24 protein-coding genes are annotated in these 23,955 nt (G+C 65.6%); 13 read left to right on the top strand and 11 right to left on the bottom strand.

The genetic code is table 11. The features are described 5' to 3' along the window. Positions 1-25: 25 nt before the first annotated feature. Positions 26-742 (top strand): DNA/RNA nuclease SfsA, encoded by a 717-nt coding sequence (gene sfsA, locus KTJ87_RS12980; RefSeq protein ID WP_267139547.1) that lies wholly within the window; start codon positions 26-28, stop codon positions 740-742. Here the strand turns inward: sfsA and KTJ87_RS12985 are convergent. Together KTJ87_RS12985 and KTJ87_RS12990 are read right to left on the bottom strand one after the other, a co-directional pair. Beyond that, the gene (locus tag KTJ87_RS12985; RefSeq protein ID WP_267139548.1) at positions 723-1,364 is read right to left on the bottom strand and encodes a hypothetical protein; all 642 of its coding nucleotides are present in this window, start codon (positions 1,362-1,364) and stop codon (positions 723-725) included. The genes sfsA and KTJ87_RS12985 overlap by 20 nt on opposite strands. Before the next feature lie 8 nt (positions 1,365-1,372). Further along, positions 1,373-2,008: a hypothetical protein gene (locus KTJ87_RS12990; protein ID WP_267139549.1), complete on the bottom strand. Its 636-nt coding sequence runs from the start codon at positions 2,006-2,008 to the stop codon at positions 1,373-1,375. A gap of 192 nt (positions 2,009-2,200) precedes the next feature. Here KTJ87_RS12990 and map point away from each other — a divergent pair, with 192 nt between their 5' ends. Then, the gene (gene map / locus KTJ87_RS12995; protein ID WP_267139550.1) at positions 2,201-3,013 is read left to right on the top strand and encodes a type I methionyl aminopeptidase; all 813 of its coding nucleotides are present in this window, start codon (positions 2,201-2,203) and stop codon (positions 3,011-3,013) included. A gap of 8 nt (positions 3,014-3,021) precedes the next feature. Here map and KTJ87_RS13000 read toward each other — a convergent pair whose 3' ends face one another. Both KTJ87_RS13000 and KTJ87_RS13005 read right to left on the bottom strand, forming a co-directional pair. After that, entirely contained in the window at positions 3,022-3,444 is a 423-nt protein-coding gene (locus tag KTJ87_RS13000) for a hypothetical protein (RefSeq protein ID WP_267139551.1), read from the bottom strand. Positions 3,445-3,552: 108 nt separating this feature from the next. Continuing rightward, positions 3,553-5,493: a lytic transglycosylase domain-containing protein gene (locus KTJ87_RS13005; protein WP_267139552.1), complete on the bottom strand. Its 1,941-nt coding sequence runs from the start codon at positions 5,491-5,493 to the stop codon at positions 3,553-3,555. A 132-nt stretch (positions 5,494-5,625) separates the two neighbouring features. Between KTJ87_RS13005 and dapA the strand changes: the two genes are divergently transcribed. Beyond that, complete coding sequence (gene dapA, locus KTJ87_RS13010) at positions 5,626-6,501, top strand: 4-hydroxy-tetrahydrodipicolinate synthase (protein WP_267139553.1); 876 nt, start codon at positions 5,626-5,628, stop codon at positions 6,499-6,501. A gap of 239 nt (positions 6,502-6,740) precedes the next feature. Here dapA and KTJ87_RS13015 read toward each other — a convergent pair whose 3' ends face one another. Continuing rightward, positions 6,741-7,529 (bottom strand): hypothetical protein, encoded by a 789-nt coding sequence (locus KTJ87_RS13015; protein ID WP_267139554.1) that lies wholly within the window; start codon positions 7,527-7,529, stop codon positions 6,741-6,743. Between the two features lie 628 nt (positions 7,530-8,157). On the opposite strand from KTJ87_RS13015, the gene smpB reads away from it, so the two are divergent. The 6 genes from smpB to KTJ87_RS13045 all read left to right on the top strand — a co-directional run bounded on the left by smpB (position 8,158) and on the right by KTJ87_RS13045 (position 12,596). Continuing rightward, complete coding sequence (gene smpB, locus KTJ87_RS13020; protein ID WP_267139555.1) at positions 8,158-8,640, top strand: SsrA-binding protein SmpB; 483 nt, start codon at positions 8,158-8,160, stop codon at positions 8,638-8,640. Positions 8,641-8,741: 101 nt separating this feature from the next. Beyond that, positions 8,742-9,035 carry a hypothetical protein gene (locus tag KTJ87_RS13025; RefSeq protein WP_267139556.1) on the top strand — a complete coding sequence of 98 codons (294 nt, stop codon included), beginning with the start codon at positions 8,742-8,744 and terminating at the stop codon, positions 9,033-9,035. Positions 9,036-9,123: 88 nt separating this feature from the next. Next, positions 9,124-9,981 (top strand): 3-mercaptopyruvate sulfurtransferase, encoded by an 858-nt coding sequence (gene sseA / locus KTJ87_RS13030; RefSeq protein WP_267139557.1) that lies wholly within the window; start codon positions 9,124-9,126, stop codon positions 9,979-9,981. Beyond that, a complete protein-coding gene (locus KTJ87_RS13035) occupies positions 9,981-11,165 on the top strand; it encodes an amino acid aminotransferase (RefSeq protein WP_267139558.1) in 1,185 nt (394 codons plus the stop codon). Before sseA ends, KTJ87_RS13035 begins: the two co-directional genes overlap by 1 nt. 147 nt (positions 11,166-11,312) lie before the next feature. After that, positions 11,313-12,209 (top strand): MBL fold metallo-hydrolase, encoded by an 897-nt coding sequence (locus KTJ87_RS13040; RefSeq protein WP_267139559.1) that lies wholly within the window; start codon positions 11,313-11,315, stop codon positions 12,207-12,209. Between the two features lie 9 nt (positions 12,210-12,218). Then, complete coding sequence (locus KTJ87_RS13045; RefSeq protein ID WP_267139560.1) at positions 12,219-12,596, top strand: rhodanese-like domain-containing protein; 378 nt, start codon at positions 12,219-12,221, stop codon at positions 12,594-12,596. Positions 12,597-12,682: 86 nt separating this feature from the next. Here the strand turns inward: KTJ87_RS13045 and KTJ87_RS13050 are convergent, their stop codons facing one another. Together KTJ87_RS13050 and KTJ87_RS13055 are read right to left on the bottom strand one after the other, a co-directional pair. Further along, on the bottom strand, positions 12,683-14,008 hold the full coding sequence (locus tag KTJ87_RS13050; RefSeq protein WP_267139561.1) for an ammonium transporter: 1,326 nt from the start codon (positions 14,006-14,008) through the stop codon (positions 12,683-12,685). Positions 14,009-14,043: 35 nt separating this feature from the next. Beyond that, complete coding sequence (locus KTJ87_RS13055) at positions 14,044-14,382, bottom strand: P-II family nitrogen regulator (RefSeq protein WP_267139562.1); 339 nt, start codon at positions 14,380-14,382, stop codon at positions 14,044-14,046. Between the two features lie 262 nt (positions 14,383-14,644). Between KTJ87_RS13055 and KTJ87_RS13060 the strand changes: the two genes are divergently transcribed. Continuing rightward, a complete protein-coding gene (locus KTJ87_RS13060) occupies positions 14,645-16,792 on the top strand; it encodes a transglycosylase domain-containing protein (RefSeq protein WP_267139563.1) in 2,148 nt (715 codons plus the stop codon). A gap of 3 nt (positions 16,793-16,795) precedes the next feature. On the opposite strand, the gene KTJ87_RS13065 is transcribed toward KTJ87_RS13060, so the two are convergent. The 4 genes from KTJ87_RS13065 to ilvD are packed head-to-tail and all read right to left on the bottom strand — an operon-like array spanning position 16,796 to position 20,477. Continuing rightward, positions 16,796-17,179: a hypothetical protein gene (locus tag KTJ87_RS13065; RefSeq protein WP_267139564.1), complete on the bottom strand. Its 384-nt coding sequence runs from the start codon at positions 17,177-17,179 to the stop codon at positions 16,796-16,798. 11 nt (positions 17,180-17,190) lie between these two features. Further along, positions 17,191-17,964: a DUF6478 family protein gene (locus KTJ87_RS13070; protein ID WP_267139565.1), complete on the bottom strand. Its 774-nt coding sequence runs from the start codon at positions 17,962-17,964 to the stop codon at positions 17,191-17,193. Between the two features lie 58 nt (positions 17,965-18,022). Then, the gene (locus tag KTJ87_RS13075) at positions 18,023-18,733 is read right to left on the bottom strand and encodes a hypothetical protein (protein ID WP_267139566.1); all 711 of its coding nucleotides are present in this window, start codon (positions 18,731-18,733) and stop codon (positions 18,023-18,025) included. Next, the gene (gene ilvD, locus KTJ87_RS13080) at positions 18,714-20,477 is read right to left on the bottom strand and encodes a dihydroxy-acid dehydratase (RefSeq protein WP_267139567.1); all 1,764 of its coding nucleotides are present in this window, start codon (positions 20,475-20,477) and stop codon (positions 18,714-18,716) included. Before ilvD ends, KTJ87_RS13075 begins: the two co-directional genes overlap by 20 nt. A 120-nt stretch (positions 20,478-20,597) precedes the next feature. Between ilvD and KTJ87_RS13085 the strand changes: the two genes are divergently transcribed. The 3 genes from KTJ87_RS13085 to KTJ87_RS13095 all read left to right on the top strand — a co-directional run bounded on the left by KTJ87_RS13085 (position 20,598) and on the right by KTJ87_RS13095 (position 23,822). Continuing rightward, complete coding sequence (locus KTJ87_RS13085; RefSeq protein ID WP_267139568.1) at positions 20,598-21,482, top strand: CPBP family intramembrane glutamic endopeptidase; 885 nt, start codon at positions 20,598-20,600, stop codon at positions 21,480-21,482. A gap of 61 nt (positions 21,483-21,543) precedes the next feature. Beyond that, positions 21,544-22,539: an acetyl-CoA carboxylase, carboxyltransferase subunit beta gene (gene accD / locus KTJ87_RS13090; RefSeq protein ID WP_267139569.1), complete on the top strand. Its 996-nt coding sequence runs from the start codon at positions 21,544-21,546 to the stop codon at positions 22,537-22,539. A 44-nt stretch (positions 22,540-22,583) separates the two neighbouring features. Next, positions 22,584-23,822, top strand: a complete 1,239-nt coding sequence (locus KTJ87_RS13095; protein ID WP_267139661.1) for a bifunctional folylpolyglutamate synthase/dihydrofolate synthase — start codon at positions 22,584-22,586, stop codon at positions 23,820-23,822. Positions 23,823-23,955 lie beyond the last annotated feature (133 nt).

A 23,955-nucleotide genomic window follows, 5' to 3' on the forward strand; every position in this document is an offset into this window, starting at 1 on the left:
TAAGCTGCGGTATAGGTCGGCGCTCATGCGCTTTCAAACGGAACTCGTGCCTGCGCGGCTGATCCGCCGCTACAAACGCTTTCTTGCCGATTGCGTGCTGGAAGAGGACGGGCGCGAGATCACCGCGCATTGCCCGAACCCCGGCTCGATGATGGGGCTGGATGCGCCCGGAAGCCGCATCTGGCTGGAACCGAACGACGATCCCGCGCGCAAGCTGAAATACGGCTGGCGGCTGTCGGAACTGCCGGGCGGGCACTGGTCGGGGATCGACACCGCCGTGCCCAACCGCGTGGTGAAAGAGGCTCTGACCGCGCGCCTTGTGCCGGACCTTGCCGCCTATGGCACCGTCCGGCCAGAGGTGAAGTATGGGCGACAAAGCCGCGTCGATTTCCAGCTGACCGAACCGGGGCTGCCCGATGCCTATGTCGAGGTGAAGAACGTGCATCTGCGGCGCAGCGGCGACTGGGCCGAGTTCCCCGATTGCGTCACCGCGCGCGGGGCGCGGCATCTGGACGAGTTGGCGGACATGGTGCGCGCGGGGCATCGGGCGGTGATGCTGTATCTGGTGCAGCGCGACGATTGCGCCCGGTTCCGGCTGGCGGACGATCTGGACCCCGGCTATGCCGCCGCCTTTGTGCGGGCGCAGGCGGCAGGGGTCGAGACGATTGCCTATGGCACGCGGATTTCCACCGCGCAGATCGTCATGGGCGATGCGATGCAGGTCACTCCGCCGGGGGCGTGAGGGTGATCGACGGATCGTAGGTGTAGCTTGCCACCGTCCAGCTTCCGTCCGGTTCGGCCTGCCACGGCGTGACGACCTCGGTGTCTTGGCGGCGCCGCAGAAGGCCCGAGCCGGGATCGACCCAAGCCTCGTGTATCGCGCCGTTCACGCCGCCGCCGTAGTCCTCCATCGTTTCGGTGAACACACGCCAGCGGTAGACCTCGAAGACGCCGCCGTCCTCGGCGGTCATCTGGCCAAGGCACTCCGCCTCGGTGATGCTGCCTGCCTTCTCGGCCAGTTGCCGCGCCAGATCCTCGGCGCGGACTTCGGGCATCTCTTGTCTGGAGCCCCAAGGGGCATCTTCTGCCCCGATGCGATACCAGACCTCGGTTCCGATATAGAGAACGCCCATCTTCGCGGTCTCGGACCAAAGCTGGTAATGCGTTCCGTCGATCACCGGCCCGGTCGAGCGTTCCGACAGGCTGCCATCGGGGGCGTATTGCAGCAGTTCCAGCAGGTGCGGGGGCCGCGCGGCATCGTCCATCGCGCCGCCGTCATACAGCGCGGCGATCCGGTCGCGGCAGTCGTCGGCGAGCGCGATGTGCGGAAGAAGGACTACGGACAGGACAAGGGCAGCGCGCATCATGGACCTCAGGATTGGGGCGGCTCCAGCCGGATCGTTTCGTCGTAGTCGAATGTCGTCACATGCAGCTGCGGGTCGGGGTCGGCGGACCAGGACGACACGAAATCGGTCTGTTCCCAGCGCATCACAAGCCGCGTCTCGGGGTCGATGTAGACGGTCGATCGCTCGCCAAAGAACAGCCCGCCCTGTTCGGGGTCGGGATCGGTGCGCGTGCTGAAGCCGTATTTCTCGTAGGTCGCGCCATCCATCTCGACCAGCCCCTCGCAGACGGGATCCTCGATGTTGGCCATCTGCTGCGCGTGGGCGCGGTCGAATGCAGCGCGGCGGTCTGGCGGAAAGTTCGATGGCGCCTCGGCCCATGGTCCGTTCGGGCCGGGGGCGGTCCAGACCTGCCGGTCGATCACCAGAGCGACGGCGTCGCCGGGCACGCCCGACATGGTGCGCACCGGCGATTCGACCGTGGACACGATGACATGCAGCAGGCTGCCATCGTCATCGTAGACCGATTTCTCGCTGCGGTAGGGCGGGCGTTCGTAGGCATGAAGCGAGGTGGCATACAGGTTTCTAACTTTCTGCAGGCACGATCCGGCCTGCGCACCGCCTGCGGTCACTGCCATGGCCACCGCGATCGCAAGTCTCAGCATGTCGTCGCCCTTTTCCTGTGGCTGCGGCAGTCTGCCCCTACCAGCGGCGCGCGGTAAAGGGGATTCCCATGAAGTTCCGGTGACTTTCCCTAGCGGAAACAGCGCGCACGCGGCGCGCGTTTCGCGGGGCGCGATGACTGGACCCCGCGGGCGAACTTGCATATCTGTACCGGCATGGAAGGACAATTCGGCTTGGACGACACCCGCAGCAAACTGACCAAGTACGGCATTCGCCTCCACGACCGCTCGGATTTCGAGGGGATGCACCGTGCCGGGCGCGTCGCGGCAGAGATCCTCGACGAGATCGCGGCGCAGGTCGTTCCGGGCGCCTCGACAGCCGATCTGGACCGGCAGATCACCGACATGGTCGCCGCCAAGGGCGCGACCTCGGCCACGATCGGATACAAGGGCTACCAGCACGCAAGCTGCATCAGCGTGAACCATGTCGTCTGCCACGGCATCCCCGGCGACAAGAAGCTCAAGGACGGCGACATCCTGAACATCGACGTCACGGTGATCGTGGACGGATGGTTCGGCGACACCAGCCGGATGTTCGTCGCGGGCAAGCTGCCGCGCAAGGCCGAGCGGCTGATCGAGGTGACGCACGACGCCCTGATGACGGGCATCGAGGCGGTCCGCCCCGGCAACACCTTCGGCGACATCGGCCACGCCATCCAGAGCTTCGTCGAGGCGCAGCGCATGTCGGTGGTCCGCGATTTCTGCGGGCACGGGCTGGGCCGCGTGTTCCACGCACCGCCGAACGTGCTGCACTATGGCCGTGCGGGCACCGGGCCGGTGCTGGAGGAAGGCATGTTCTTCACCATCGAACCGATGGTGAACCTCGGCCGCCCCGAGACCAAGGTTCTTGCCGACGACTGGACCGCCGTCACACGCGACAAGTCGCTGTCAGCGCAGTTCGAGCATTCGGTCGGCGTGACGGCAAACGGGGCAGAGATCTTCACGCTGTCCCCGGGCGGGCTGTTTCACCCGACATACGCTGGGTGAAGCGGCCGCTACTGCACCGCAGACGCAGGAAGCATCTTGAATCCAGTAAGGAAACTCGTGGCTTGTTCCGCCGTGTAACCCTTTGTCAGCAACTCGGCGCGCAAGCCTTCGTTTGGGAACACCCAGATGTCGTCCTTGATCACGGCAGCGTAAAACGTATCGTCTCGCCCCAGCGTTCCTGTTGAGACCAGTATTGACCTCAAGTCCGATTGGCGTGCGTCAACACGTTGAGAAAGTTGATCAAGTCCATCATTCATCTGAATTCGCAAGGCGGCAACGGCGTCGCCGTTCTCTTTGACTGCTATGGAAATGCGGTCCAGTTTCTCGTTTCCACGCCCAAGCTGATACACAGATGTAAACGCCGCACCGATGAGCAGTACAAATCCTGCAACAACGATCTCGCCTGTGTTCCTGTTCAGCCAGTTTGACATAGCGCGCTCCAAGCCGTGACCTGCACTATAATGAATGTAGTACGGCACCCTCTTAGGCGCTAGTGGTTTACCATTGATGAAGCGGCGGTTTGACGGCGAGCCAGTTCGCTACTGCCCCTTGAGTAGATCGCTTACCAGAAATGGTCGCGTTTCTCCCGCCACCCGCGCGTCATAGATCGTGTAGGCCTCCATCACCCGCATGATGTAGTTGCGCGTCTCGTTGAAGGGCACATGCTCGACCCAGTCCACGGCGTCGACACCCGCAGCGCGCGGATCGCCGTATTCCTCGATCCAGCGGCGCGGCCGCCCCGGCCCGGCGTTGTAGCCCGCCGCCACGAGCGGGATGTTAAAGCCGAACTCGTCCACCAGCTTGCGCAGATAGCCGCTGCCGAGCGTGGCGTTGTAGACCGGATCAGCCGTCAGGTTGCCGCGCACATAGGGCAGGTCCAGTTCCCGCGCCATCAACTCGCCGGTGCCCGGCATCAGCTGCATCAGGCCAAGCGCCCCCGCGGGGCTTACCACGACGGGATCGAATTCGCTTTCGCGCCGAGCGATCGCCAGCGCCAGCGCGCGCGGCACCGGTAGGTCGGCGACGCCAAGGTCGGCCTCGGGGAAATAGGCATAGGGGATCGGCAGGCCGCGCTGGGCGACCTGCTTGCCGACGGCGACGTTCAGGTGCGGATCGTCGAACACGTCGCGGACATGGCCGATATAGGCGACCAGTTCCTCGTCGGGAACGGTTTCGGCCAGATGCGACAGGAATTGCTCGGCGCGGCTGAGCCGGCCGCTGCCGTGGAACAGGCGGGCCGCCTCGATCACGTCGCTGCCGTCAAAGCTGGTGCCAGAGGGGCCGGGGAACGGCGGCAGGTTGGCGGCGGTCGGGTCCATCGGCAGGCCCGCCTTCTCGGCGGCAAGCTGGCCATAAAAGCTGGTCTGGTACTTGCCGCCCCAGCTGTAGGCGTCCTGCGCGGCCTGCGTATCGCCCAGCGCCTCTTGCGCGCGGCCGATCCAGTAGCCTGCACGGCCCATGCTGATGGGCGATTCGACGCTGGTTTCGAACCGGGTGAAGTGCAGAAGCGCCTGTTCGGGCGCGTCCAGATAGGTCAGCGCCAGATACCCCGCCAGCCATTCGAGATCCGAGAAGTCGAGGTAATCCTCGGCCGGATCGACGAAATGGCGGCTGGCAAGGCGATAGGCGGTGTCGGCGTCACCCTCGCGCATCAGGCGGCGGGCGTAGTCGCGGCGCAGGCGCGCCCAGCGCGCAGGTTGTCCCAGCGCGGCAGCCGAGACGCTGCGTTCCAGCATCAACTCGACCGCGTCATCGATCCGGCCCCGGCTGGCGCGCCACTGGAACCGCTCATAGGCAAGGCCACCGTCGAGGGCGAGGCTTTCGGGCACCGCCTCGATCAGCGCATCGACGCCGGGCCGGTCGGCACGCAGCGCGATCCGCGCGGCGGCCAGCGCTTTCCAGTCGTCCGGCACAAGCGGCAGGATCACCTCGGCCTGATCGAGCAGCCCGCGCCACAGCAGCATGTCGAGCCTTGCGGTGTGGTGCGGCGCCAGCAGGTCCGGGAACCCCTGTTGAAAGGCAAGCCGCTCGGCCCGGTCCATCGACATCGTCCGCCAGGCCAGAACAGCGAGCGCATCGGCGTCACCCTGGCGGCCAAGGCGATTGTAGGCGCGGATCAGGCGCAGCGCGCCGGTCGCGGTCTGCGGACGCTCGCCGCCGAAGAAGGCCAGCACCCGTTCGGGATCGTCGCCGTCCGAAATCCGCGCCTCGCCGCGCTCGCGCAGCCAGGCAAGGCCCGGCCAATGGGAGTTCTTCTCCAGAAAGGCGACGTAATCGGCCAGATCGCCGTTGCCGTCGCGCAGCCAGGTCCAGTCGACGATATCCAGCGCCGCCGGGCCATCATCTGCCGCAAGCCGCCGGGCTTGCGAGACATCGCCGTTCGACAGCGCCTGCAGGCCGCGATCCAGGGCGGCCTGTGTATGGGACAGGGTGGGCAGCGTGGAAAACGCCAGCGTCAGGCCGAGAAGCGCGCGCCGCATGATAGCCTCGTCTTGCATTGTGAACGCCGCTTAGGGTAGCTGGCACGGTCGGCAGCGCAACACACGAAAGCGACAGCCCGACCGGTGGCGGCCGAAGCCCGCCAATGCGGCCCAAGGCGAAGGAGGCGTGCGATGATAAGGGGTTCCATCCCGGCACTGGTGACACCGTTCAAGGACGGGAAGCTGGACCTTGGCACGCTGAAAGACCTGATCGAGTGGCACATCGACAGCGGCACCCATGCGCTTGCGCCGGTGGGCACGACGGGCGAAAGCCCGACGCTGACGCATGAGGAACACGAGCGGATGATCGCCGAGACGGTGCGCATCGTGGATGGCCGGGTGCCGGTGATCGCAGGCGCCGGGTCGAACAACACGGTCGAGGCGATGCGCTTCATGCGCCACGCGGAATCGGTCGGCGCGAGTGCGGCGCTGGTCGTCACGCCGTATTACAACAAGCCGACACAGCGCGGGCTGATCGCGCACTACACCGCGCTGCATGACTGCTGCGAATTGCCGATCATCATCTACAACATCCCCGGCCGGTCGGTCGTGGACATGAGCCCTGCGACCATGGGCGAATTGGCGCGCCTGCCCCGGATCGTCGGGGTCAAGGATGCCACCGGTGACATCGCTCGGGTCAGCCAGCAGCGGGCAAGCTGCGGCGCCGATTTCATCCAGCTGTCGGGCGAAGATGCCACCGCGCTGGGGTTCAACGCCCATGGCGGCGTCGGCGCGATCAGCGTGACGGCCAACGTCGCGCCCAAGCTGTGTGCCGAGTTCCAGGAGGCGACGCTTGCGGGCGACTATGCCAAGGCGCTCGACTACCAGGACCGGCTGATGCCGCTGCACGAGGCGATCTTCATCGAGCCGGGGCTGGTGGGCGCGAAATACGCGCTGTCGCTGCTGGGCCGCTGCACCGAAGAGGTGCGCTCGCCGCTGGTCGGGCTGACCGACGGCACCAAGCACGCGATCCGCGACGCGATGGTGCATGCGGGTATATTGAACTGATCCGGGGGCGGCGAATTCCTTCAAGGAATTCGAGCAAAGTCTTTTGAAGACTTTGGTGCCGGGTCATTATGAAATCAGAAATCTTTCGCTCGAGTGAAGCGGGGTTTGCGCCCAACGCCGCCAGCCATGATTTTTGCCACATGTCAGAAGATTACGAGATAAGCATTGGGTCTCACAGTGATTCACACGCGTGGTCTGTCTACGCGCCCGGCTGTGAAGGCCCGCTGGAAGAATTACTATCAGTTGATCAGCATCCTGAACGCTGCGATTTTTTTCTCCAACATATCAAGACCCTCTGCGTCTAAGACGGCTGATATCCTGATCTTTCCCTTTCCCGCATTCTGAAAGTCGATGACGTTTAATGTGGCTTCACTCGCCACCTCAGGGGGCGGCGTCTGGAGGGCAAGTGGCGGCTTTGCCAACATAAGTTCTGCATCGGCTTCGGGTTCAATGTCGTCAGATTCTAACGCCTCACCGTCCCCGCTGTGGATGGGTCCCTTAACGTCTCCATTATCGATCACGCACTTTATGGTGGCGTCGTAGACCGTGAGAAACCTTCGCGCCGCCTCCGACCCGAAGCCCATGTCGAACTTCAGTGAACTCTCGGCGATGTTGTCTGACGGACGATCTTTTCCCCATGCAGGCATGTCGCCTTCGCCAAAGTACAGGCCGCGAACGATAGTTGGTTTGAGCGCCGCCTCTGACTTTAGGGCTTCGCGAACACCAGGGCGGTCGTCCTCAAGTATTCGTCGGCCTGTTGCACTAATTTTCAAGCGTCGCTGATCGCCGCTCCCGATCGTTTCTATGAGACCAAACTGACCTAACGCAGCGACATACCGCAGAAGAGACCCGCTCTTGGGTGCCATATCCCAGGCGACGGCTGCATCTGACTGCCGCACACCGTTCATCCTCGCCGCAGCATACAGAATCTTCATTAGATCGATGCACGCCTCCAAGTCTAGGTATGGAAAGGACGGGCTCCGCTCGCGCTTCAAGTTCACGGCGACCATATCTTCATCTTCCGACATGCAACACTCCTAACGCCTGCCCTTCATCCAACTACCACGCAACTCAGCGTTAGGCAAGGCGTTCCGAATTAACGCCGAAGTCGAACATTCCGGGAACACAGGCGTTAAGCCTTGACCAGCCGTTGGATCTGCGTATGGTCCAAGTGTGGCGTAGGCCCAAGATGTAGAAGGTGTGCTATGGACAGAAGATGTTTGCCCCTGCGGTGGGACACCCGGGCGGAAGCTCGACCGTAGGGAAGAAGCAAGAAAACCGGCCCTAAGGACCGGCTTTCGTGGTGGATAACATCGGGGCGCAGGCCCGTCAGCATTCCGACTTCGCACTCAGAATCTGACAGGTCCGGTGCCCCATTTCAAGGGAAACCCTCTCTAGAAGGAGATGGGGCATGAAGACTGGTGTCTTTGTGAATGCGTATGAACGTGTTCGCTTTGGCCGGGTCGAGCATGTCTGCGCTCACTGGCGCAGCCGCTAACCCGCGCTGAAAGTATCATCCCGCTCTTGGGCTAGCGATTGCGGTCCATGGGGCCTGTTTCAACCTGACTTGGGGTGATGGGCAACCATCACCCCTTTTGCATTCAGACTTTGCCGCCTCTGGACGCAGGGCGCGCGGGCCATTAGGTCACAGCGACCATGGCCAAGCCCAAGACCGCAGAAGAACGCAATTACAAGGTCGTCGCCGAGAACCGGCGCGCGCGCTACGACTATGCCATCGAGGATGATCTCGAATGCGGGATCATGCTGCTGGGGTCCGAGGTGAAGTCCCTGCGCGAGGGACAGGCGAACATCGCCGAAAGCTATGCCACCGTCGAGGATGGCGAATTGTGGCTGGTGAACGGCTATATCGCCCCCTACCTGCAGGCCAAGACGTTCCCGCACGAGGAACGGCGGCGCCGCAAGCTGCTGGCATCGCGCAAGGACATCGCGCGGATGTGGCAGGCGATCGGGCGGCAGGGCATGACGCTGGTGCCGCTGGTGCTGTATTTCAACCATCGCGGCATGGCCAAGATCAAGATCGCCATCGGCAAGGGCAAGCGCACCGTCGACAAGCGGGAAACCAGCGCCAAGCGCGACTGGAACCGGCAAAAGGCGCGGCTTCTGAAAGACAACGGCTGACCTTTTTCAAAGATTTCGCACGACAGCCGCCTTCCCTTGGGTAAAGTCCCGACCAGTGATCCGGCAAAAGGATCGCGTGTGACAGGACGGAAGGGACATCCATGGAACTCATCATCAGTCTGCTCGCCGGGGCCATTGGCGGCAATGCCGTCGGCAAGGGCGTGAAAAGCCTCGATCTCGGGCTTCTGGGAAACTCGCTGGCGGGTATCGTCGGCGGCGGCATCGGCGGGCAGCTTCTGGGCATGCTGGGTGCCGGTGACATGGCCGGCGCGGCGGGTGCCGCTGGCGGCATGGATATCGGCGCGATCATCGGACAAGTGGCCTCGGGCGGTGTCGGCGGCGGCGTTCTGATGGCGATCGTCGGCATCGTGAAGAAGGCGATGGCGAAAAGCTGACGCAACGGGCCCGGGCCAGCACGGCCCGGGCCTTGCCCTTCGCCGCGCCCGCCGCTACGCACGTCGCAGTCAACGGCGGAGGCGTGCAATGCCCGGCGACGATCCCAGAACTCTCGTTTCGACGGCCTGGCTGGCCGATCATCTTGGCGACCCCGACCTGCGCGTGATCGACGCTTCGTGGTATCTGCCCGACATGAACCGCGATGCCCGCGCCGAATACGAGGCAGCTCATATCCCCGGCGCGCGCTTCGTCGACATCGACGATCTGTCTGACGCGCGCAGCGACATGCCGCACATGGCCCCCCCGCCCGAAAAATTCATGAGCCGGATGCGCGCCCTCGGCATCGGCGACGGGCATCAGGTGGTGGTCTATGACGGCGCGGGGATCTTCTCGGCGGCGCGGGTGTGGTGGCTGTTCCGGCTGATGGGCAAGGCGGATGTCGCCGTGCTGGACGGCGGGTTCCCGAAATGGCAGTCCGAAGGGCGCACGGTCGAGGATCTGCCCCCCGTTGTGCGCGACCGTCACATGAGCGCGAGCCTTCAGAACCATCTGGTCAAGGACGTCACGCAGGTTGCCGCCGCGTCCAAGCTGCGCGACTACGAGATTCTCGATGCCCGCTCTGCGGCCCGGTTCCGCGGCGAAGCGCCAGAGCCGCGCCCCGGTCTGCGCGCCGGGCACATCCCCGGATCGAAGAATGTCCACTACGCCGCGCTGTTTGGCTCAGACGGCACGATGAAGACGCCGGACGACCTGCGCGCGGTGTTCGCCGAGGCGGGCGTCGATCTGGACAAGCCCGCGATCACCACCTGCGGGTCGGGCGTGACGGCGGCGATCATCAACCTTGCTCTGGCCCGGATCGGCCATGACCGAAATGCGCTCTACGACGGCTCGTGGGCCGAGTGGGGCATGTACGGCGACCTCAAGGTCGCGACAGGAGACGCATGATGCTGGAAGACCTGCAGGAGCAGCCGAAGGACAAGATCCTGATGCTGATGGAGGAATACAAGGCCGACCCGCGCGAGCAGAAGGTCGATCTGGGCGTCGGCGTCTACCGCAACCCCGAGGGCGTGACCCCGGTGATGCGGGCGATCAAGACCGCAGAGCGGCAGCTGTGGGAAACGGAAACGACCAAGGCCTACACCGGGCTTGCGGGCGATCCGGCCTTCACGATGGGCATGCGCGATCTGGTGCTCGGCGGCGCGGTCGAGGATGCGAGGGTGGCGGCGGCGGCCACGCCCGGCGGCACCGGCGCGATCCGGCAGGCGCTTGAACTTATCAAGATGAGCAATCCCGGCGCGACCGTGTGGTTGTCGAACCCGACCTGGCCGAACCATCCGTCGATCATCAAGTATCTCGGGATGACGATGCGCGAGTATCGCTATTTCGACGAGGACAGCCGCGCGGTCGATTTCGGCGGCATGATGGCGGATCTTGCCGAGGTAAAGGCGGGCGACGTCGTGCTTCTGCACGGCTGCTGCCACAACCCGACGGGCGCCAACCTCAATATCGAGGAATGGCGCACGGTGGCGGGGCATCTGTCGAAGATCGGCGCGACGCCGCTGATCGACATCGCCTACCAGGGCTTCGGCGACGGGCTCGAGGCGGATGCAGAAGGCCTGCGCCTGATGGTCCGCAGCGTGCCCGAGGCGCTGATCGCCGCAAGCTGTTCCAAGAACTTCGGCATCTACCGCGAACGCACCGGCGTTCTGATGGGCATCGCGCCGAACACCGGCGCGACGGCTGCGGTGCAGGGAACGCTGGCGTTCCTCAACCGCCAGAACTATTCGTTCCCGCCCGATCACGGCGCGCGGCTGGTGTCGATGATCCTTGCCGATGACGCCCTGAAGGCCGACTGGATGGCAGAGCTGGAAGACGTGCGCCTGACGATGCTGGGCCTGCGCGAGCAGTTGGCGGCAGAGTTGCAGCGCCTGTCCGGCTCGGACCGCTTTGGCTTTATCGCGCAGCATCGCGGCATGTTCAGCCGCATCGGCGCGACGCCCGATCAGGTCGCCACGATGCGCAACGATCACGGGATCTACATGGTTGGCGACAGCCGAATGAACATCGCCGGGTTGAACCAGACGACGGTGCCGGTGCTGGCCAGGGCGATCATCGATGCCGGTGTCTGACCAGCGCGCAGCACCACCGCAAGAGCCCCGCCCACGCGGGGCTTTTTGCGTTTTCGGGCCTGTCGCGAGGAAAGTTTCGGCTGCCCCCTTTTAATATTCTGTATTTGGAATACGTCTTGGTCCAAGCGAAGCCAAGAGAGGTGACTCATGTTCAGCCGAATCAGCCCGTCCACCGGGCCGCACAGCCCGCGCGTTGCAGGGTTCTACGACAAGGACACCGGGTCGATCATGTATGTCGCCGTCGACGAGGCGACGAAGGAGGCCGCGCTGATCGACGTGGTGCTTGATTTCGACCCCGCGCACGGGCGCACCCGCACCGACAGCGCGGCCGAGGTTCTGGAGTATGTCCGCACCGAGGGCCTGACGGTGAAATGGGTGCTCGACACCCACCCCCACGCCGATCACATGATGGCGTCCGCGTGGCTGAAGGACCAGACGGGCGCCCCGACCGGAATCGGCGAAAAGGTGCGCGACATCGCGGCGCTTTGGGCGGGGTTCTACAACCTGCCGGATGCCTTCGATGCAGACCGCGATTTCGACCGGCTGTTCGCGGATGGCGAGACGTTCCGTTTGGGCGATCTGGAGGTGCGGGTGATGCTGCACCCCGGACATACGCTTGGCTCTGTCACCTATGTCATCGGCGACGCGGCTTTCGTGCATGACACTTTCATGCATGTGGACGCAGGCACGACGCGCGCCGATTTCCCCGGCGGATCGTCCGCCGATCTCTATGCCTCGCTGATGTCGATCCTGTCGCTGCCCGACGAGACGCGGCTGTTCGTGGGCCACGACTATCCGCCCGTCGGCGATCGCACCGACCCCGCATGGGAGGCGACGGTGGCGGTGCACCGCGCGCACAACATCCACCTCGGCGGCGGCGTGTCGGAAGCCGACTATCGCAAGCTGCGCGACGACCGCGACGCGACGCTCAAGCTGCCCGACCGGATGCTCTATGCCTTGCAGGTGAACCTGCGCGGCGGGCGGCTGCCGGACCCCGAGGGCGACGGAAAGAGCTACTTCAAGATCCCCGCCAACAAGTTCTGAGAGGACATCATGCAGACCGAAGAGACAGACAAGGGCACGCTGGAAACCTGGACGGCGCAAGAGGTGCACGACGCGCTGGAAGCCGGGCGGATCGTGCTGATCGACGTGCGCACGCCGCAGGAGTACATGTTCGAGCATGTGCACGGCGCGCTTCTGATGCCATTGGCGTTCTTCCGCGCCGAGACCCTGCCGCAAGGCGATACGAAACAGATCGTGTTCCACTGCGGATCGGGGATGCGGTCGGAAAAGGTCGCGCGGGCAGCGCTGGACGCGGGCTTTGGCACCGTGGCGCACCTGGGCGGAGGCTTTGGCGCGTGGAAACAGGCCAAGCTGCCGTTTGTCGGCACCGACATGGCCACGGGTGCGCCGAAGAAGGTGCAGGGGTAGAGCCGCCCCTTCCATCTTTGATCCAGGCACAAAAAAGCCCGGGCGCGAACGCCCGGGCAGGTGTCTCGGACTGACAGGAAGGGAGGTCAGCCTTTCGAGAAGTCCGGGTAGGCCTCCATGCCCAGTTCGGACATGTCGAGACCGTTGATCTCTGCCTCTTCGCTGACGCGGATGCCCATGGCTGCCTTGAGGGCGAACCAGACAATCAGCGACACCACGAAGGTGAAGATACCGTAGGCCGCGATCCCGATGATCTGGGTCACGATGCTGGTCTCGGTGTTGTAGAAGACCACGGCGATGGTGCCCCAGATGCCTGCGAACAGGTGGACCGGGATGGCGCCGACGACGTCGTCGATCTTGAGCTTGTCCAGCATCGGAACCGCGAACACCACGATCACGCCGCCAATTGCACCGATCCACAGAGATCCGAAGAGCGACGGGGCCAGCGGTTCCGCAGTGATCGACACGAGACCCGCGAGGGCGCCGTTGAGGACCATCGTAAGGTCGACCTTCTTGTACATCACCTGGGTCAGGATCAGCGCCGCGACCGCACCGGCAGAGGCTGCCATGTTGGTGTTGGCAAAGATCCGGCCGACGTCGGTGATGTCGCCAACGGTGCCTGCAGCAAGCTGCGAGCCGCCGTTGAAGCCGAACCAGCCGAGCCACAGGATGAACGTGCCGAGCGTGGCGAGGGCCAGGTTCGAGCCGGGCATCGGGTTGACGCGGCCGTCCTTGTACTTGCCAAGACGCGGGCCAAGCACGATGGCACCGGCAAGCGCTGCCCAGCCACCGACCGAGTGCACGATGGTCGAACCGGCGAAGTCGGAGAAGCCCATCTCGGACAGGAAGCCGCCGCCCCACTGCCAGGAGCCGGAGATCGGATACATGAAGCCGGTCAGCACGACAACGAAGGCAAGGAACGGCCACAGCTTGATCCGCTCGGCCAGTGCGCCCGAAACGATGGACGCGGTTGCCGCGACGAACATCAGCTGGAAGAAGAAGTCGGAGGCGACCGACGCGTAGTCGAGCGACGCATCGGCAGCGGCAAGGCCGACAGGCTCAAGCGAGGTGATGTTGAAGAAGCCGCCGACATAACCGTTGAAGTCGCCCGGATACATCAGGTTGAAGCCCACCAGCCAGTACATGATGCCGGCGATGGAAAAGAGCGCGATGTTCTTGGTCAGCTGCATCGCGACGTTCTTGGACCGCACGAGGCCGGCTTCGAGCATCGCAAAGCCCGCCGCCATCCAGAACACCAGGAAGCCGCCCACAAGGAACAGCAGCGTCGTCATGATATAGGGGCCGATTTCATCGAAGCCGGGCGCAGCCGCTTCGGTGGCCTCCTGTGCGTAGCCAAGCGCGGGCAGAAGCGCCACGCTTGCCGCAAGGGGAAGAACTCTGGTCAGTTTCATAAGTTTCTGTCCTTTCGTCAGGATCGTTCCGCGGCTCAAAGCGCGTCTTCGTTGGTTTCACCCGTGCGGACGCGCACGGCGCTTTGCAGATCGAGTACGAAAATCTTGCCGTCGCCGATCTTGTCGGTCTTGGCCGTCTTCTGGATGGTCTCGACCACCTGGTCGGCCATCGAGGCGGCCACGGCGATCTCGAGCTTGACCTTCGGCACGAAGTTCACGGCGTATTCGGCGCCGCGGTAGATCTCCGTATGGCCGGACTGCGATCCGAAGCCCTTGATCTCTGTCACCATCATGCCGCGCACACCGATGGCGGTCAGTGCTTCACGCACCTCCTCCAGCTTGAACGGCTTGATTGCTGCTATAATCAGTTTCACGTCTTTCCCCTTCCGATTAGGCAGGTGGTCCTGCTGGGAACCCACGCGGCACAGAAGGAGCCGTGCACCCGGCGGGACTCAAGCCGGGCCGTGGTGTTTGCAGGTGCAGAATCGGTGGTAGTTGCACAATTTTTGCACAATCCGGCATCATCGCACAAAAATTTGGCACATCAAAAATGTCTTGAGGTGCGGCGCGGTCTCTCCCCTTCCGGCCGCTCAGGCGCTACAGTGCGGCAAAACAAGTGAGAGCAGTCACCGCCCCATGTCAGGATCGGGAAAAAGACGGAGCCCGCTGGTCGCGGATCGCCGGGTGTCGCCCAAGCGAACACCGGCCAAGCGGCCCGCGCGCGCCAAGTCCAAGCCTCGGCGCAAGCCGCAGGGCTTTGTCGGCTGGTTGCTGGCGCCGGCGCGCTGGCTTTTGCGCGCCCTGTGGGCGCTGGCCTGGCGTGGCGGCGTTGTCCTTGGGCTGATCCTGGGCCTGACGGTGTTCTACTACTATTCGACCCTTCCGCCGGTGACCGAGCTTCTGGATGCGCGCACGCGCGGGTCCGTCACGCTGATGGACCGCGAGGGTGACGTGTTCGCCTGGCGGGGCGAGCAGTTCGGCGGCCAGATCACGGCCGACACGATCTCGCCCCTGCTGCGCAACGCGGTGGTCGCCACCGAGGACAAGCGGTTCTATCGCCATGTCGGCATCAGCCCGCGCGGCATCGCGGGTGCCATCCGCATCAACCTGCGCGAGGGGCGTGGCCCGCTGGACGGGCACGGCGGGTCGACCATCACGCAGCAGGTGGCAAAGCTGCTGTGCCTGGGCGTGCCTTATGATCCCGATGGAACGATGACCGAGGCGGAATACGAGCAGGACTGCCGCCGTTCGTCGATCTGGCGCAAGCTCAAGGAAGTGCCCTATTCGCTGGCGATGGAGACGCGGTACTCCAAGGACGAGATCCTGACGATCTACCTCAACCGGGCCTATCTTGGCGCGGGCGCGCGCGGCTTCGAAGCTGCAAGCCAGCGCTATTTCGGAAAGTCCGCCGCCAATGTGGATGCCGCCGAGGCCGCGATGCTGGCGGGCCTTCTGACCGCGCCCAGCCGTCTGGCGCCGACCGCGAGCATCGAGCGCGCGCAGGATCGTGCCAACGTGGTGATCGGGCTGATGGAGGATCAGGGCTACCTGACCGCCACCGAGGCCGACCGCGCCCGTGCCGCCCCTGCCCAGTTGTCCGCCGCCGCCGAAGCGCGCGCTGGCGGGTATTTCGCCGACTGGGTGATGGAATCGGGGCCGTCCTTCCTGACCCGCGACACGACCGAGGATGTCGTCATCCGCACCACGTTCGACCAGGACATCCAGCGCGCCGCCGAGGAGGCGCTGCAATTCGTCTTTGACGAACGGGTGAGCGAAGGATCACAGGCGCAGGCCGCGATCGTGGTGATGTCGGCGGATGGCGCAGTGCGGGCGATGGTCGGCGGGCGGCGCGTGCGCGGGATCTCGGGCCAGTTCAACCGGGCGATCCAGGCGAATCGGCAAACCGGGTCGGCGTTCAAGCCCTTCGTCTATGCCACCGCGCTGGAGCTTGGGTATTCCATGAACGACCGCGTGGTGGACGAGCCGATCACGCTTGATATTCCGGGGTCCGGGCCCTGGTCGCCCGAAAACTACGACAAGCGTTTTCACGGCACCGTCACCCTGACCGAGGCTCTCAAGGATTCGCTGAACATCCCTGCGGTGAAGGTTTCCGAACTGGTGGGCCGCGACAAGGTGCGCACCGTCGCCGAAGGATTCGGCATCGAAAGCGATCTGGCGGCGGGTCCGGCGCTGGCGCTCGGCGCCTCCGAATCGACGCTGATCGAGATGACGGGCGCCTATGCCGGGTTCCTGAACGGTGGCTCGTCGGTGACGCCCTACGGGCTGACGGAACTGCGCCTTTTGGGCGATCAGACCCCGCTGATGACGCAAGAGGGCGGCATGGGCGAGCGGGTGATCTCGGAAACCGCAGCGCGGCAGCTGGTCTACATGATGAGCCGCGTCGTTGCCGATGGCACCGGCGCGCGGGCCGCTCTGCCGAACCACCAGGCGGCGGGCAAGACCGGCACCACTTCGGCGGCGCGCGATGCGTGGTTCCTGGGCTTCACCGCCGATTACGTCGCGGGCGTCTGGATGGGATACGACGACAACACGCCGCTGACGGGCGTGACGGGCGGCGGTCTGCCCGCCGAGATCTGGCACGAGACGATGGTGCGGGTGCACCGCGATCTTCCGCCGCGTCCGCTGCCCATGGCCGAGCCTGCGCCGCAGACGGTGCAGGCGCCCCAGGCCGTGCCGCAGCGCCAGCAGCCCCAGCCGCAGAACGCGCTGGACCGGGTGATCCAGGATGCGCTGAATTCGCTGTTCGGTGCGCCGGGGCGGTAGGCCCTAGCCTGCCGTTTCCACGCAGTGACGGCGAAACGCGGCCTTGAGCATGTCCAGCTCGGCGCGCAGCAGGTCGATTTCGGCCCGCAAGTCGTCGTCAAGCGGATCGCCCGCGATGATGGTGAATGAGCCAAGACGCTCTCCGGTCTCGGGCTCGGACATCAGGATAGTCTGGACGCCGTCGGTGATGGCCTCGGGCGGGACGGTCACGGTCACGAACCAGCGGCCATCGTTCCGGGGGTCGGGGGTCATGGTCACGCCTTCCACCGGCTCGTCCAGATGCGTGACCTCGATCCTCGGCATCCCGGTCACTCTGTCGTCGGCATCAAGCACGCCTTCCCAGCGCCCGGCTGCCAGCCGCGTCTTGGTCAGGGTCAGTCCGGCCATGCCCTCTCCCTTCAAAGGTCGGCGCGGGGGCGACGGGTGAACGCCACGTCCCGCAGGGTGATCTGGTTCATCTCGGCGCCCTCGAAGATCAGGTCGAGCCACATCTTCTCGACCCGCTTTTCGTTAAGCTTGGTGTAGGCGAGGTCGAAGTCGACGATCACCTCGTCGTCGGTGATCGGCAATTCGCGCACCACCTGTTCGGTGTTCGGCCCGTGCTTGACGTTCAGGCGGGCGAAGATTTCCAGCGGGCGTTCCACCTCGACCACGGCGGCGACGCGCATGATGTGGCGGCGTGACAAGCCGTTCACAGCCTCCTTGGGGATCTCGATCACCAGCGACAGAAAGCTGCCGTCAAAGCGGAACACGTCCATCCGCAAGCCGTAGGGCGCCAGATCGGATTCGCGGATGTTGCGGACCTGGCGAAGTGTCAGCTCGCTTTGGGTGCAGTCGTGGAACACCTTGAGCTCGTTGCCGTATTCCGTCCGGCTGTCGACAGCCGTCATACCCCGTGCCTGCATCGGGCCGCGCCAGAACTCGGGCCGCCAGGCCCAGTCGGTGTGCAGAGGCTTCTGGATCGGGTTGGGGCCTACGACGGGCAGCGCCAGCCGCCCCTCGGCCACAAACAGAAGCGCATCGATCTGCGCGCGCAATTCCCGCGCCATGCCGCGCAGTCCGCGCAAATCGGTGAGATCGAGGTTGGCCGCATTGCGCGCGACTCCGCTCCACCGGCGCAACATGCGGCGGTGCATCAGACGGTCGATCGTGCCGCGCAACGGTTTCGCCATGTGCTGCCCTTGTGCCTTATCGGTCTTCTGAGTTGCCGTAGTAGAACCACATAAGGTTTCAGCGGCGCAAACGCGCAAACGACAGAAGCGCCCTGATCGGCGCATTTTCTTCGCCTGCCGTGGCGTCATTGCCGGACGCGGCGCGCGGCGAGGCGGCTTCGGTCGCGGTGCGAAACTGCCGCACCAGCCGCAGCCCGTCATCCCGCGACAGGGGCCGGTCGGCGTATCCGATGGCCGAAACGGTCACCAGCCGCCCGTTCAGCGCAAAGACGCCGCGCCAATAACCGCTGGCCAGTTCGGGGCGACCGGGGCCTCGATCCTCGACCCAGAGAACCACGCCGTCGCCGTCCACGCTTGCATCCGCCAGCGTCACGTCAGCGGGATCGCCGCTGCGGGCGATGGCGGCGCGTCCGGCTTCGGTGGCGAAGAACTGGCGCAGCGCCTCGGCCAGATCGGGGCCGTCCGGGCCGCGCGGGGGCGCGGTCGCCACCGACGCGGTCAAAAGCGCGTTCTGAGCGGGGCGCGCGGCGCGGGCCGAGCCGGTGACGGAAACGCAGCTCGACAGCAGGACGAAGGCCGGGGTTCCCGTCGCAGACGAGGCGCCCGGATCGACGCAGAAGCCGCGCGGCCCCGCGATCACCACATCGCCGCCGGACACCGCAAAGCGCGTCACCATCTCGGGGCGCGCGCCGGTGCCGCCTGTGCAGCCGGACAGGATCAGCGCCGCCAGACAGGCGGCGCCGAACGGGTTACAGATCCATGTACTCATGACGCTCGGCCTTGCCGCCGGGATGGGTGACGGCGCCCTTGTAGGTCTCGCCCACAAGCTGCGCGAATTTCCACAGCGCGCCCGAGGCATAGATCGTCTCGCGCGGGCCGGACCATGCGGCCTTGCGCTGCGCCAGTTCGTCGTCGGACAGGTCCACGCTGATCTCGCCCTTGATCGCGTCGATGGTAATCATGTCACCGTCTTTCAGCAGCGCGATGGGACCGCCTTGCGCCGCTTCGGGGCCGACATGGCCGACGCAGAAGCCGCGCGTTGCACCCGAGAACCGGCCATCGGTGATGAGCGCCAGCTTCTTGCCCATGCCCTGACCGGACAGCGCCGCCGTGGTCGACAGCATCTCGCGCATGCCGGGGCCGCCTGCGGGGCCTTCGTTGCGGATGACGATGACATCACCTTCGGAGTAGCTGCGCGCCTTGACCGCCTCGAAGGCGTCTTCCTCGCACTCGAACACGAGGGCGGGGCCGGTGAACACCTGCTCGGCCTCGGACATGCCCGCGACCTTCACGATGGCACCCTGAGGCGCAAGGTTGCCCTTGAGGCCGACGACGCCGCCGGTCTTGGTGATCGGCGCGTCGATGGGAAAGATCACCTTGCCGTCCGCCTCGCGGTCGATGAGGTCGAGTTCCTCGCCGATGGAGCGGCCGCTCGCGGTAATGCACTCCTCGTGGATCAGGCCCGCCTTGCGCAGTTCCTTCATCACGACGGGAATGCCGCCCGCGTCGTAAAGGTCTTTCGCGACGTACTGACCGCCGGGCTTGAGATCGACGAAGTACGGTGTGTCGCGGAAGATTTCGCACACGTCATCGAGGAAAAAGTCGATCCCCGCTTCATGCGCGATCGCGGGCAGGTGCAGGCCGGCGTTGGTCGACCCGCCGGTGCAGGCGACGACACGCGCCGCGTTCTCAAGCGCCTTGAGCGTCACCACGTCGCGGGCGCGGATGTTCTTTTCGATCAGGTCCATGACAGCCTCACCCGAGGCCGTGCCATACTGATCGCGGCTTTCGTAAGGTGCAGGCGCGCCGGAGGAGTTGAACAGCGCAAGGCCGATCGCCTCTGACACGCAGGCCATGGTGTTCGCCGTGAACTGGCCGCCGCAGGCGCCCGCCGACGGGCAGGCGACGCGTTCAAGGATCGCCAGCGCCTCGTCTGACAGGGTGCCGTTCTGGTGGCGGCCGACGGCCTCGAACATGTCCTGCACGGTCAGGTCACGGCTCGCGAAATCCTCGGGCACATTGGCGCCCGCGGGCACCTTGCCGGGCAGGATCGAGCCGCCGTAGATGAACACCGACGGCACGTTGAGACGCACCATCGCCATCATCATCCCCGGCAGCGACTTGTCGCAGCCCGCCAGCCCGACGATGGCATCATAGCTGTGGCCACGCATCGTCAGCTCCACGGTGTCGGCAATCGCCTCACGCGAGGCGAGCGAGGACCGCATGCCCTCGTGTCCCATCGCGATGCCGTCGGTTACGGTGATCGTGGTGAACTCGCGCGGGGTGCCGCCCGCCGACTTGACGCCCATCTTGACCGACTGCGCCTGCCGCGACAGCGCGATGTTGCAGGGCGCCGCCTCGTTCCAGCAGGTCGCAACACCGACGAAGGGCCGCGCGATGTCGTCCGCGTTCAGCCCCATCGCGTAGTAGTAGGACCGGTGCGGCGCGCGCGACGGGCCTTCGGTCACATGGCGGCTGGGCAGCCGGGATTTGTCGAAGGAACGATTTGGCATGTGTGCTCTCCCTTACCTTGGCCTTCGGAATAGAAGAGCCCCCCAATCGGCACAAGTCCGATTGCCCGCCTCACGGCTGTGAGCTAGGGTTTTGGGCATAACAAGAACAGGCATACGAGCATGATCCGTCCGGCATTTGCGGCGTTCGTCGCACCCGCCCGCGCCTATCCGCAAATCTGGCGGCTGCTGGTCGGACTGCTTCTGGCGCTGGCCGTCTACCTTGCGGTGATCGCCGCGCTGTTCGTGCTGCTTTTCTTCGGGCTTGGCCAGGCCGACGCGGGCTACTGGATCGAGCGGATCGGCGCCGCCAATACCCCCACCGCGACGCTGCTTTTGCTGGGCACCTTCCTTGGCATGGCGCTTGGCCCTGTCGTGGCTGCACGCGCGCTGCACAAGCGTAGGGCGGGAACGCTGATCGGGCCCGGCGGTATGGCCTTTCGCGATTTCCTGGTCGCGGGCGGCGTTGTCGGCGGGCTTCTGGGGGTGTCGCTGCTGATCTGGCTGCAGGCCTATACGCCGGACCCGGGGCTTGATCCGACGCTCTGGCTGCGGTTCCTGCCGCTGGCGCTTCTGGGGGTGCTGGTGCAGACCGGCGCCGAGGAGCTGCTGTTCCGGGGATACCTGCAGCAACAGCTTGCCGCGCGCTTTGCCTCGCCGCTGATGTGGCTGGTGCTGCCGTCCCTGCTGTTCGGCATCGTCCACCTTGACCCCGTGGGCGCCGGGGACAGCGCGCTTCTGGTCGTGGGCGCCGCCGCGCTGTTCGGGTTGATCGCCGCCGACCTGACCGCCATCACCGGCAGCATCGGCGCGGCCTGGGGGTTTCATTTCGTCAACAACACCTTCGCGATCATCGTCATCGCGACCAAGGGCGCGATCCCGGGCCTTGCACTTTACCTCACGCCCTACACCATCGCGGACGATGCCGTGGTCAGCCGCCTGATCCTCGGCGATGTCGCGGTCCTCTTGCTGGCCTGGATCGTGCTGCGCCGCATCCTGCGCCGTTGATTGCATTCCCGGCCCGCCCGGCCTATCTGACCCCCAACCCAATGGCCGCTGGGAACAGGCGATGAACTGGATCACGAACTACGTCAGACCGACCATCAACTCGATCTTCTCGCGCCGCGAGATGCCCGAGAACCTGTGGTCCAAGTGCCCCGAATGCGGAACCATGCTGTTCCACCGGGAACTGACCGACAACCTGAACGTCTGCACCAACTGCGACCACCACCTTGGCATCACGCCGCGCGAACGCTTCCGGGCGCTGTTCGACGGCGGCGCCTTCTCCGAGGTCAAGGTGCCCGAGCCGGTGCTCGATCCGCTGCATTTCCGCGACCAGAAGAAATACCCCGACCGCCTGCGCGCCGCGCAGAAGACCACCGGCGAGGCCGAGGCGATGCTGGTCGGCGCGGGCGAGATCGGGCGCACCCCGGTGGTCGTCGCCGCGCAGGACTTCTCGTTCATGGGCGGCTCGATGGGCATGTATGTCGGCAACGCGATCATCGCCGCCGCCGAAAAGGCCGTCGAGATGAAGCGGCCGCTGATCCTGTTCTCGGCCGCCGGCGGCGCCCGCATGCAAGAGGGTATCCTGTCGCTGATGCAGATGCCGCGCACCACCGTCGCGGTGCAGATGCTGAAAGAGGCCGGGCTGCCCTATATCGTGGTGCTCACCCACCCCACCACCGGCGGCGTCACCGCGTCCTACGCGATGCTGGGCGACGTGCACATCGCGGAACCGAACGCGCTGATCTGCTTTGCCGGGCCGCGCGTTATCGAACAGACCATCCGCGAGAAACTGCCCGAAGGCTTCCAGCGCGCCGAATACCTGCTGGATCACGGGATGCTCGACCGGGTCACCCACCGCAAGCACCTGCGCGACGAGCTGATAACGATCACCCGGATGCTGATGGGCCTGCCGCCCGCCGTGCGCGGCGACCTGCCCCCGCCCGAAGAAGGCCCCGACGCCCGCCCGCAAAGCGAGGCGGCCGCGCAACAGGCGCTGACGCCGGACCCTGCGGCACCGAAGGCGCCGGAAAAGCCCGCCAAGGATACGCCCAAGCCGTGAGCGCGGCATCGGCGCAAGAGGCGTCCGACATCCTGCTGGCAAGGATGATGGCGCTTCACCCAAAGATCATCGACCTGACGCTGGACCGGATGTGGCGCCTGCTGGCCGCGCTTGGCCACCCCGAACGCGACCTGCCGCCGGTGATCCACGTCGCAGGCACCAACGGCAAGGGCTCGACCCAGGCGATGATCCGCGCGGGTCTCGAGGCGACGGGCGCGCGCGTGCACGCCTACACATCGCCGCATCTCGCCCGCTTCCACGAACGCATCCGGCTGGCCGGACGCCTGATCGCCGAGGATCACCTGTCGGACGTGCTGGCCGAGTGCGAACGCGCCAACGGCGCCGAGCCGATCACCTATTTCGAGATCACCACCTGCGCGGCGATCCTCGCCATGGCGCGCACCCCCGCCGAATGGACCCTGCTCGAGGTCGGGCTCGGCGGTCGGCTCGACGCAACCAACATCATCGCGCGGCCCGCCCTTACCATCATCACGCCGGTCTCGATCGACCACCAGCAATACCTCGGCGACACCCTGCCCCAGATCGCCGCCGAAAAGGCCGGCATCCTCAAGCGCGCGGTGCCTTGCGTCGTCGCCCGCCAGCAGGACGCCGCCAGCGCCGTGATCGAGGCGCAGGCGGCGCGCCTTGCCGTGCCGCTTCTGGCCCAGGGCCAGCACTGGCACGCCGCCGAGGATCGCGGGCGGCTCGAATTCCAGGACGAGACCGGGCTTCTCGACCTGCCGCTGCCGAACCTGCCCGGCCCGCACCAGATCGACAACGCAGGCACCGCGCTGGCCGCGCTGCGCCATCTGGGCGTGTCCGCCGACGCCTGCGAGGCCGCCGTCACCCGCGCCGACTGGCCCGCCCGGATGCAGCGGCTGCGCCGCGGCCCGCTGGTGGACGCCGCGGGCGCGGCCGAGCTGTGGCTAGACGGCGGGCACAATCCAGCCGCCGGAGAGGCCCTTGCCGCAACGCTCGCCCGGATGCCGCCGCGCGAGACGCACCTGATCTGCGGCATGCTGAACACCAAGGACATCGTCGGCTACCTGCGCCCGCTCGCCGCCCACGCCGCGTCGCTCACCGCCGTCTCGATCCCCGGCGAGGCGAACACCCTGCCCGCCGAGACCACCCGAGACGCCGCCCGCGCCGCCGGCATCGCCGCGGACACCGCGCCCGGCGTCGCCGAGGCCATCGCCACGATCACCGCCACCGCCCCCTCCGCGCGCCTCCTGATATGCGGCTCGCTCTACCTCGCAGGCCGCGTCCTGCGCGAGAACGGCTGACACCCCGCGCGCGCCTCTCGCATCTTTGGTCCGAAAATACCTCTGGGGGGTGAATTGGCCGCAGGCCAAGAGGGGGGCAAAGCCCCCCTTCCATCCGCGACGTCAAAGGCGGCGCAAATCCTCAGCAATGACG

It is taken from the genome of Anianabacter salinae, assembly GCF_019061145.1.
GTDB classification, from domain to species: Bacteria; Pseudomonadota; Alphaproteobacteria; order Rhodobacterales; family Rhodobacteraceae; genus Anianibacter; species Anianibacter salinarum.

Bases quoted from the DNA above. Each gene is read 5' to 3' on its own strand.
- sseA (WP_267139557.1), top strand. From the start codon at position 9,124: ATGCCCGGCGACGATCCCAGAACTCTCGTTTCGACGGCCTGGCTGGCC.
- KTJ87_RS13050 (WP_267139561.1), bottom strand. From the start codon at position 14,008: ATGAAACTGACCAGAGTTCTTCCCCTTGCGGCAAGCGTGGCGCTTCTG.
- KTJ87_RS13000 (WP_267139551.1), bottom strand. From the start codon at position 3,444: ATGTCAAACTGGCTGAACAGGAACACAGGCGAGATCGTTGTTGCAGGA.
- KTJ87_RS12985 (WP_267139548.1), bottom strand. From the start codon at position 1,364: ATGCGCGCTGCCCTTGTCCTGTCCGTAGTCCTTCTTCCGCACATCGCG.
- smpB (WP_267139555.1), top strand. From the start codon at position 8,158: ATGGCCAAGCCCAAGACCGCAGAAGAACGCAATTACAAGGTCGTCGCC.
- KTJ87_RS13060 (WP_267139563.1), top strand. From the start codon at position 14,645: ATGTCAGGATCGGGAAAAAGACGGAGCCCGCTGGTCGCGGATCGCCGG.
- KTJ87_RS13025 (WP_267139556.1), top strand. From the start codon at position 8,742: ATGGAACTCATCATCAGTCTGCTCGCCGGGGCCATTGGCGGCAATGCC.
- KTJ87_RS13085 (WP_267139568.1), top strand. From the start codon at position 20,598: ATGATCCGTCCGGCATTTGCGGCGTTCGTCGCACCCGCCCGCGCCTAT.
- KTJ87_RS13040 (WP_267139559.1), top strand. From the start codon at position 11,313: ATGTTCAGCCGAATCAGCCCGTCCACCGGGCCGCACAGCCCGCGCGTT.
- KTJ87_RS13015 (WP_267139554.1), bottom strand. From the start codon at position 7,529: ATGTCGGAAGATGAAGATATGGTCGCCGTGAACTTGAAGCGCGAGCGG.
- KTJ87_RS13075 (WP_267139566.1), bottom strand. From the start codon at position 18,733: ATGAGTACATGGATCTGTAACCCGTTCGGCGCCGCCTGTCTGGCGGCG.
- KTJ87_RS13065 (WP_267139564.1), bottom strand. From the start codon at position 17,179: ATGGCCGGACTGACCCTGACCAAGACGCGGCTGGCAGCCGGGCGCTGG.
- ilvD (WP_267139567.1), bottom strand. From the start codon at position 20,477: ATGCCAAATCGTTCCTTCGACAAATCCCGGCTGCCCAGCCGCCATGTG.
- dapA (WP_267139553.1), top strand. From the start codon at position 5,626: ATGATAAGGGGTTCCATCCCGGCACTGGTGACACCGTTCAAGGACGGG.
- KTJ87_RS13005 (WP_267139552.1), bottom strand. From the start codon at position 5,493: ATGCGGCGCGCGCTTCTCGGCCTGACGCTGGCGTTTTCCACGCTGCCC.
- accD (WP_267139569.1), top strand. From the start codon at position 21,544: ATGAACTGGATCACGAACTACGTCAGACCGACCATCAACTCGATCTTC.
- KTJ87_RS13070 (WP_267139565.1), bottom strand. From the start codon at position 17,964: ATGGCGAAACCGTTGCGCGGCACGATCGACCGTCTGATGCACCGCCGC.
- KTJ87_RS13035 (WP_267139558.1), top strand. From the start codon at position 9,981: ATGCTGGAAGACCTGCAGGAGCAGCCGAAGGACAAGATCCTGATGCTG.
- KTJ87_RS13095 (WP_267139661.1), top strand. From the start codon at position 22,584: ATGATGGCGCTTCACCCAAAGATCATCGACCTGACGCTGGACCGGATG.
- KTJ87_RS13045 (WP_267139560.1), top strand. From the start codon at position 12,219: ATGCAGACCGAAGAGACAGACAAGGGCACGCTGGAAACCTGGACGGCG.
- KTJ87_RS12990 (WP_267139549.1), bottom strand. From the start codon at position 2,008: ATGCTGAGACTTGCGATCGCGGTGGCCATGGCAGTGACCGCAGGCGGT.
- sfsA (WP_267139547.1), top strand. From the start codon at position 26: ATGCGCTTTCAAACGGAACTCGTGCCTGCGCGGCTGATCCGCCGCTAC.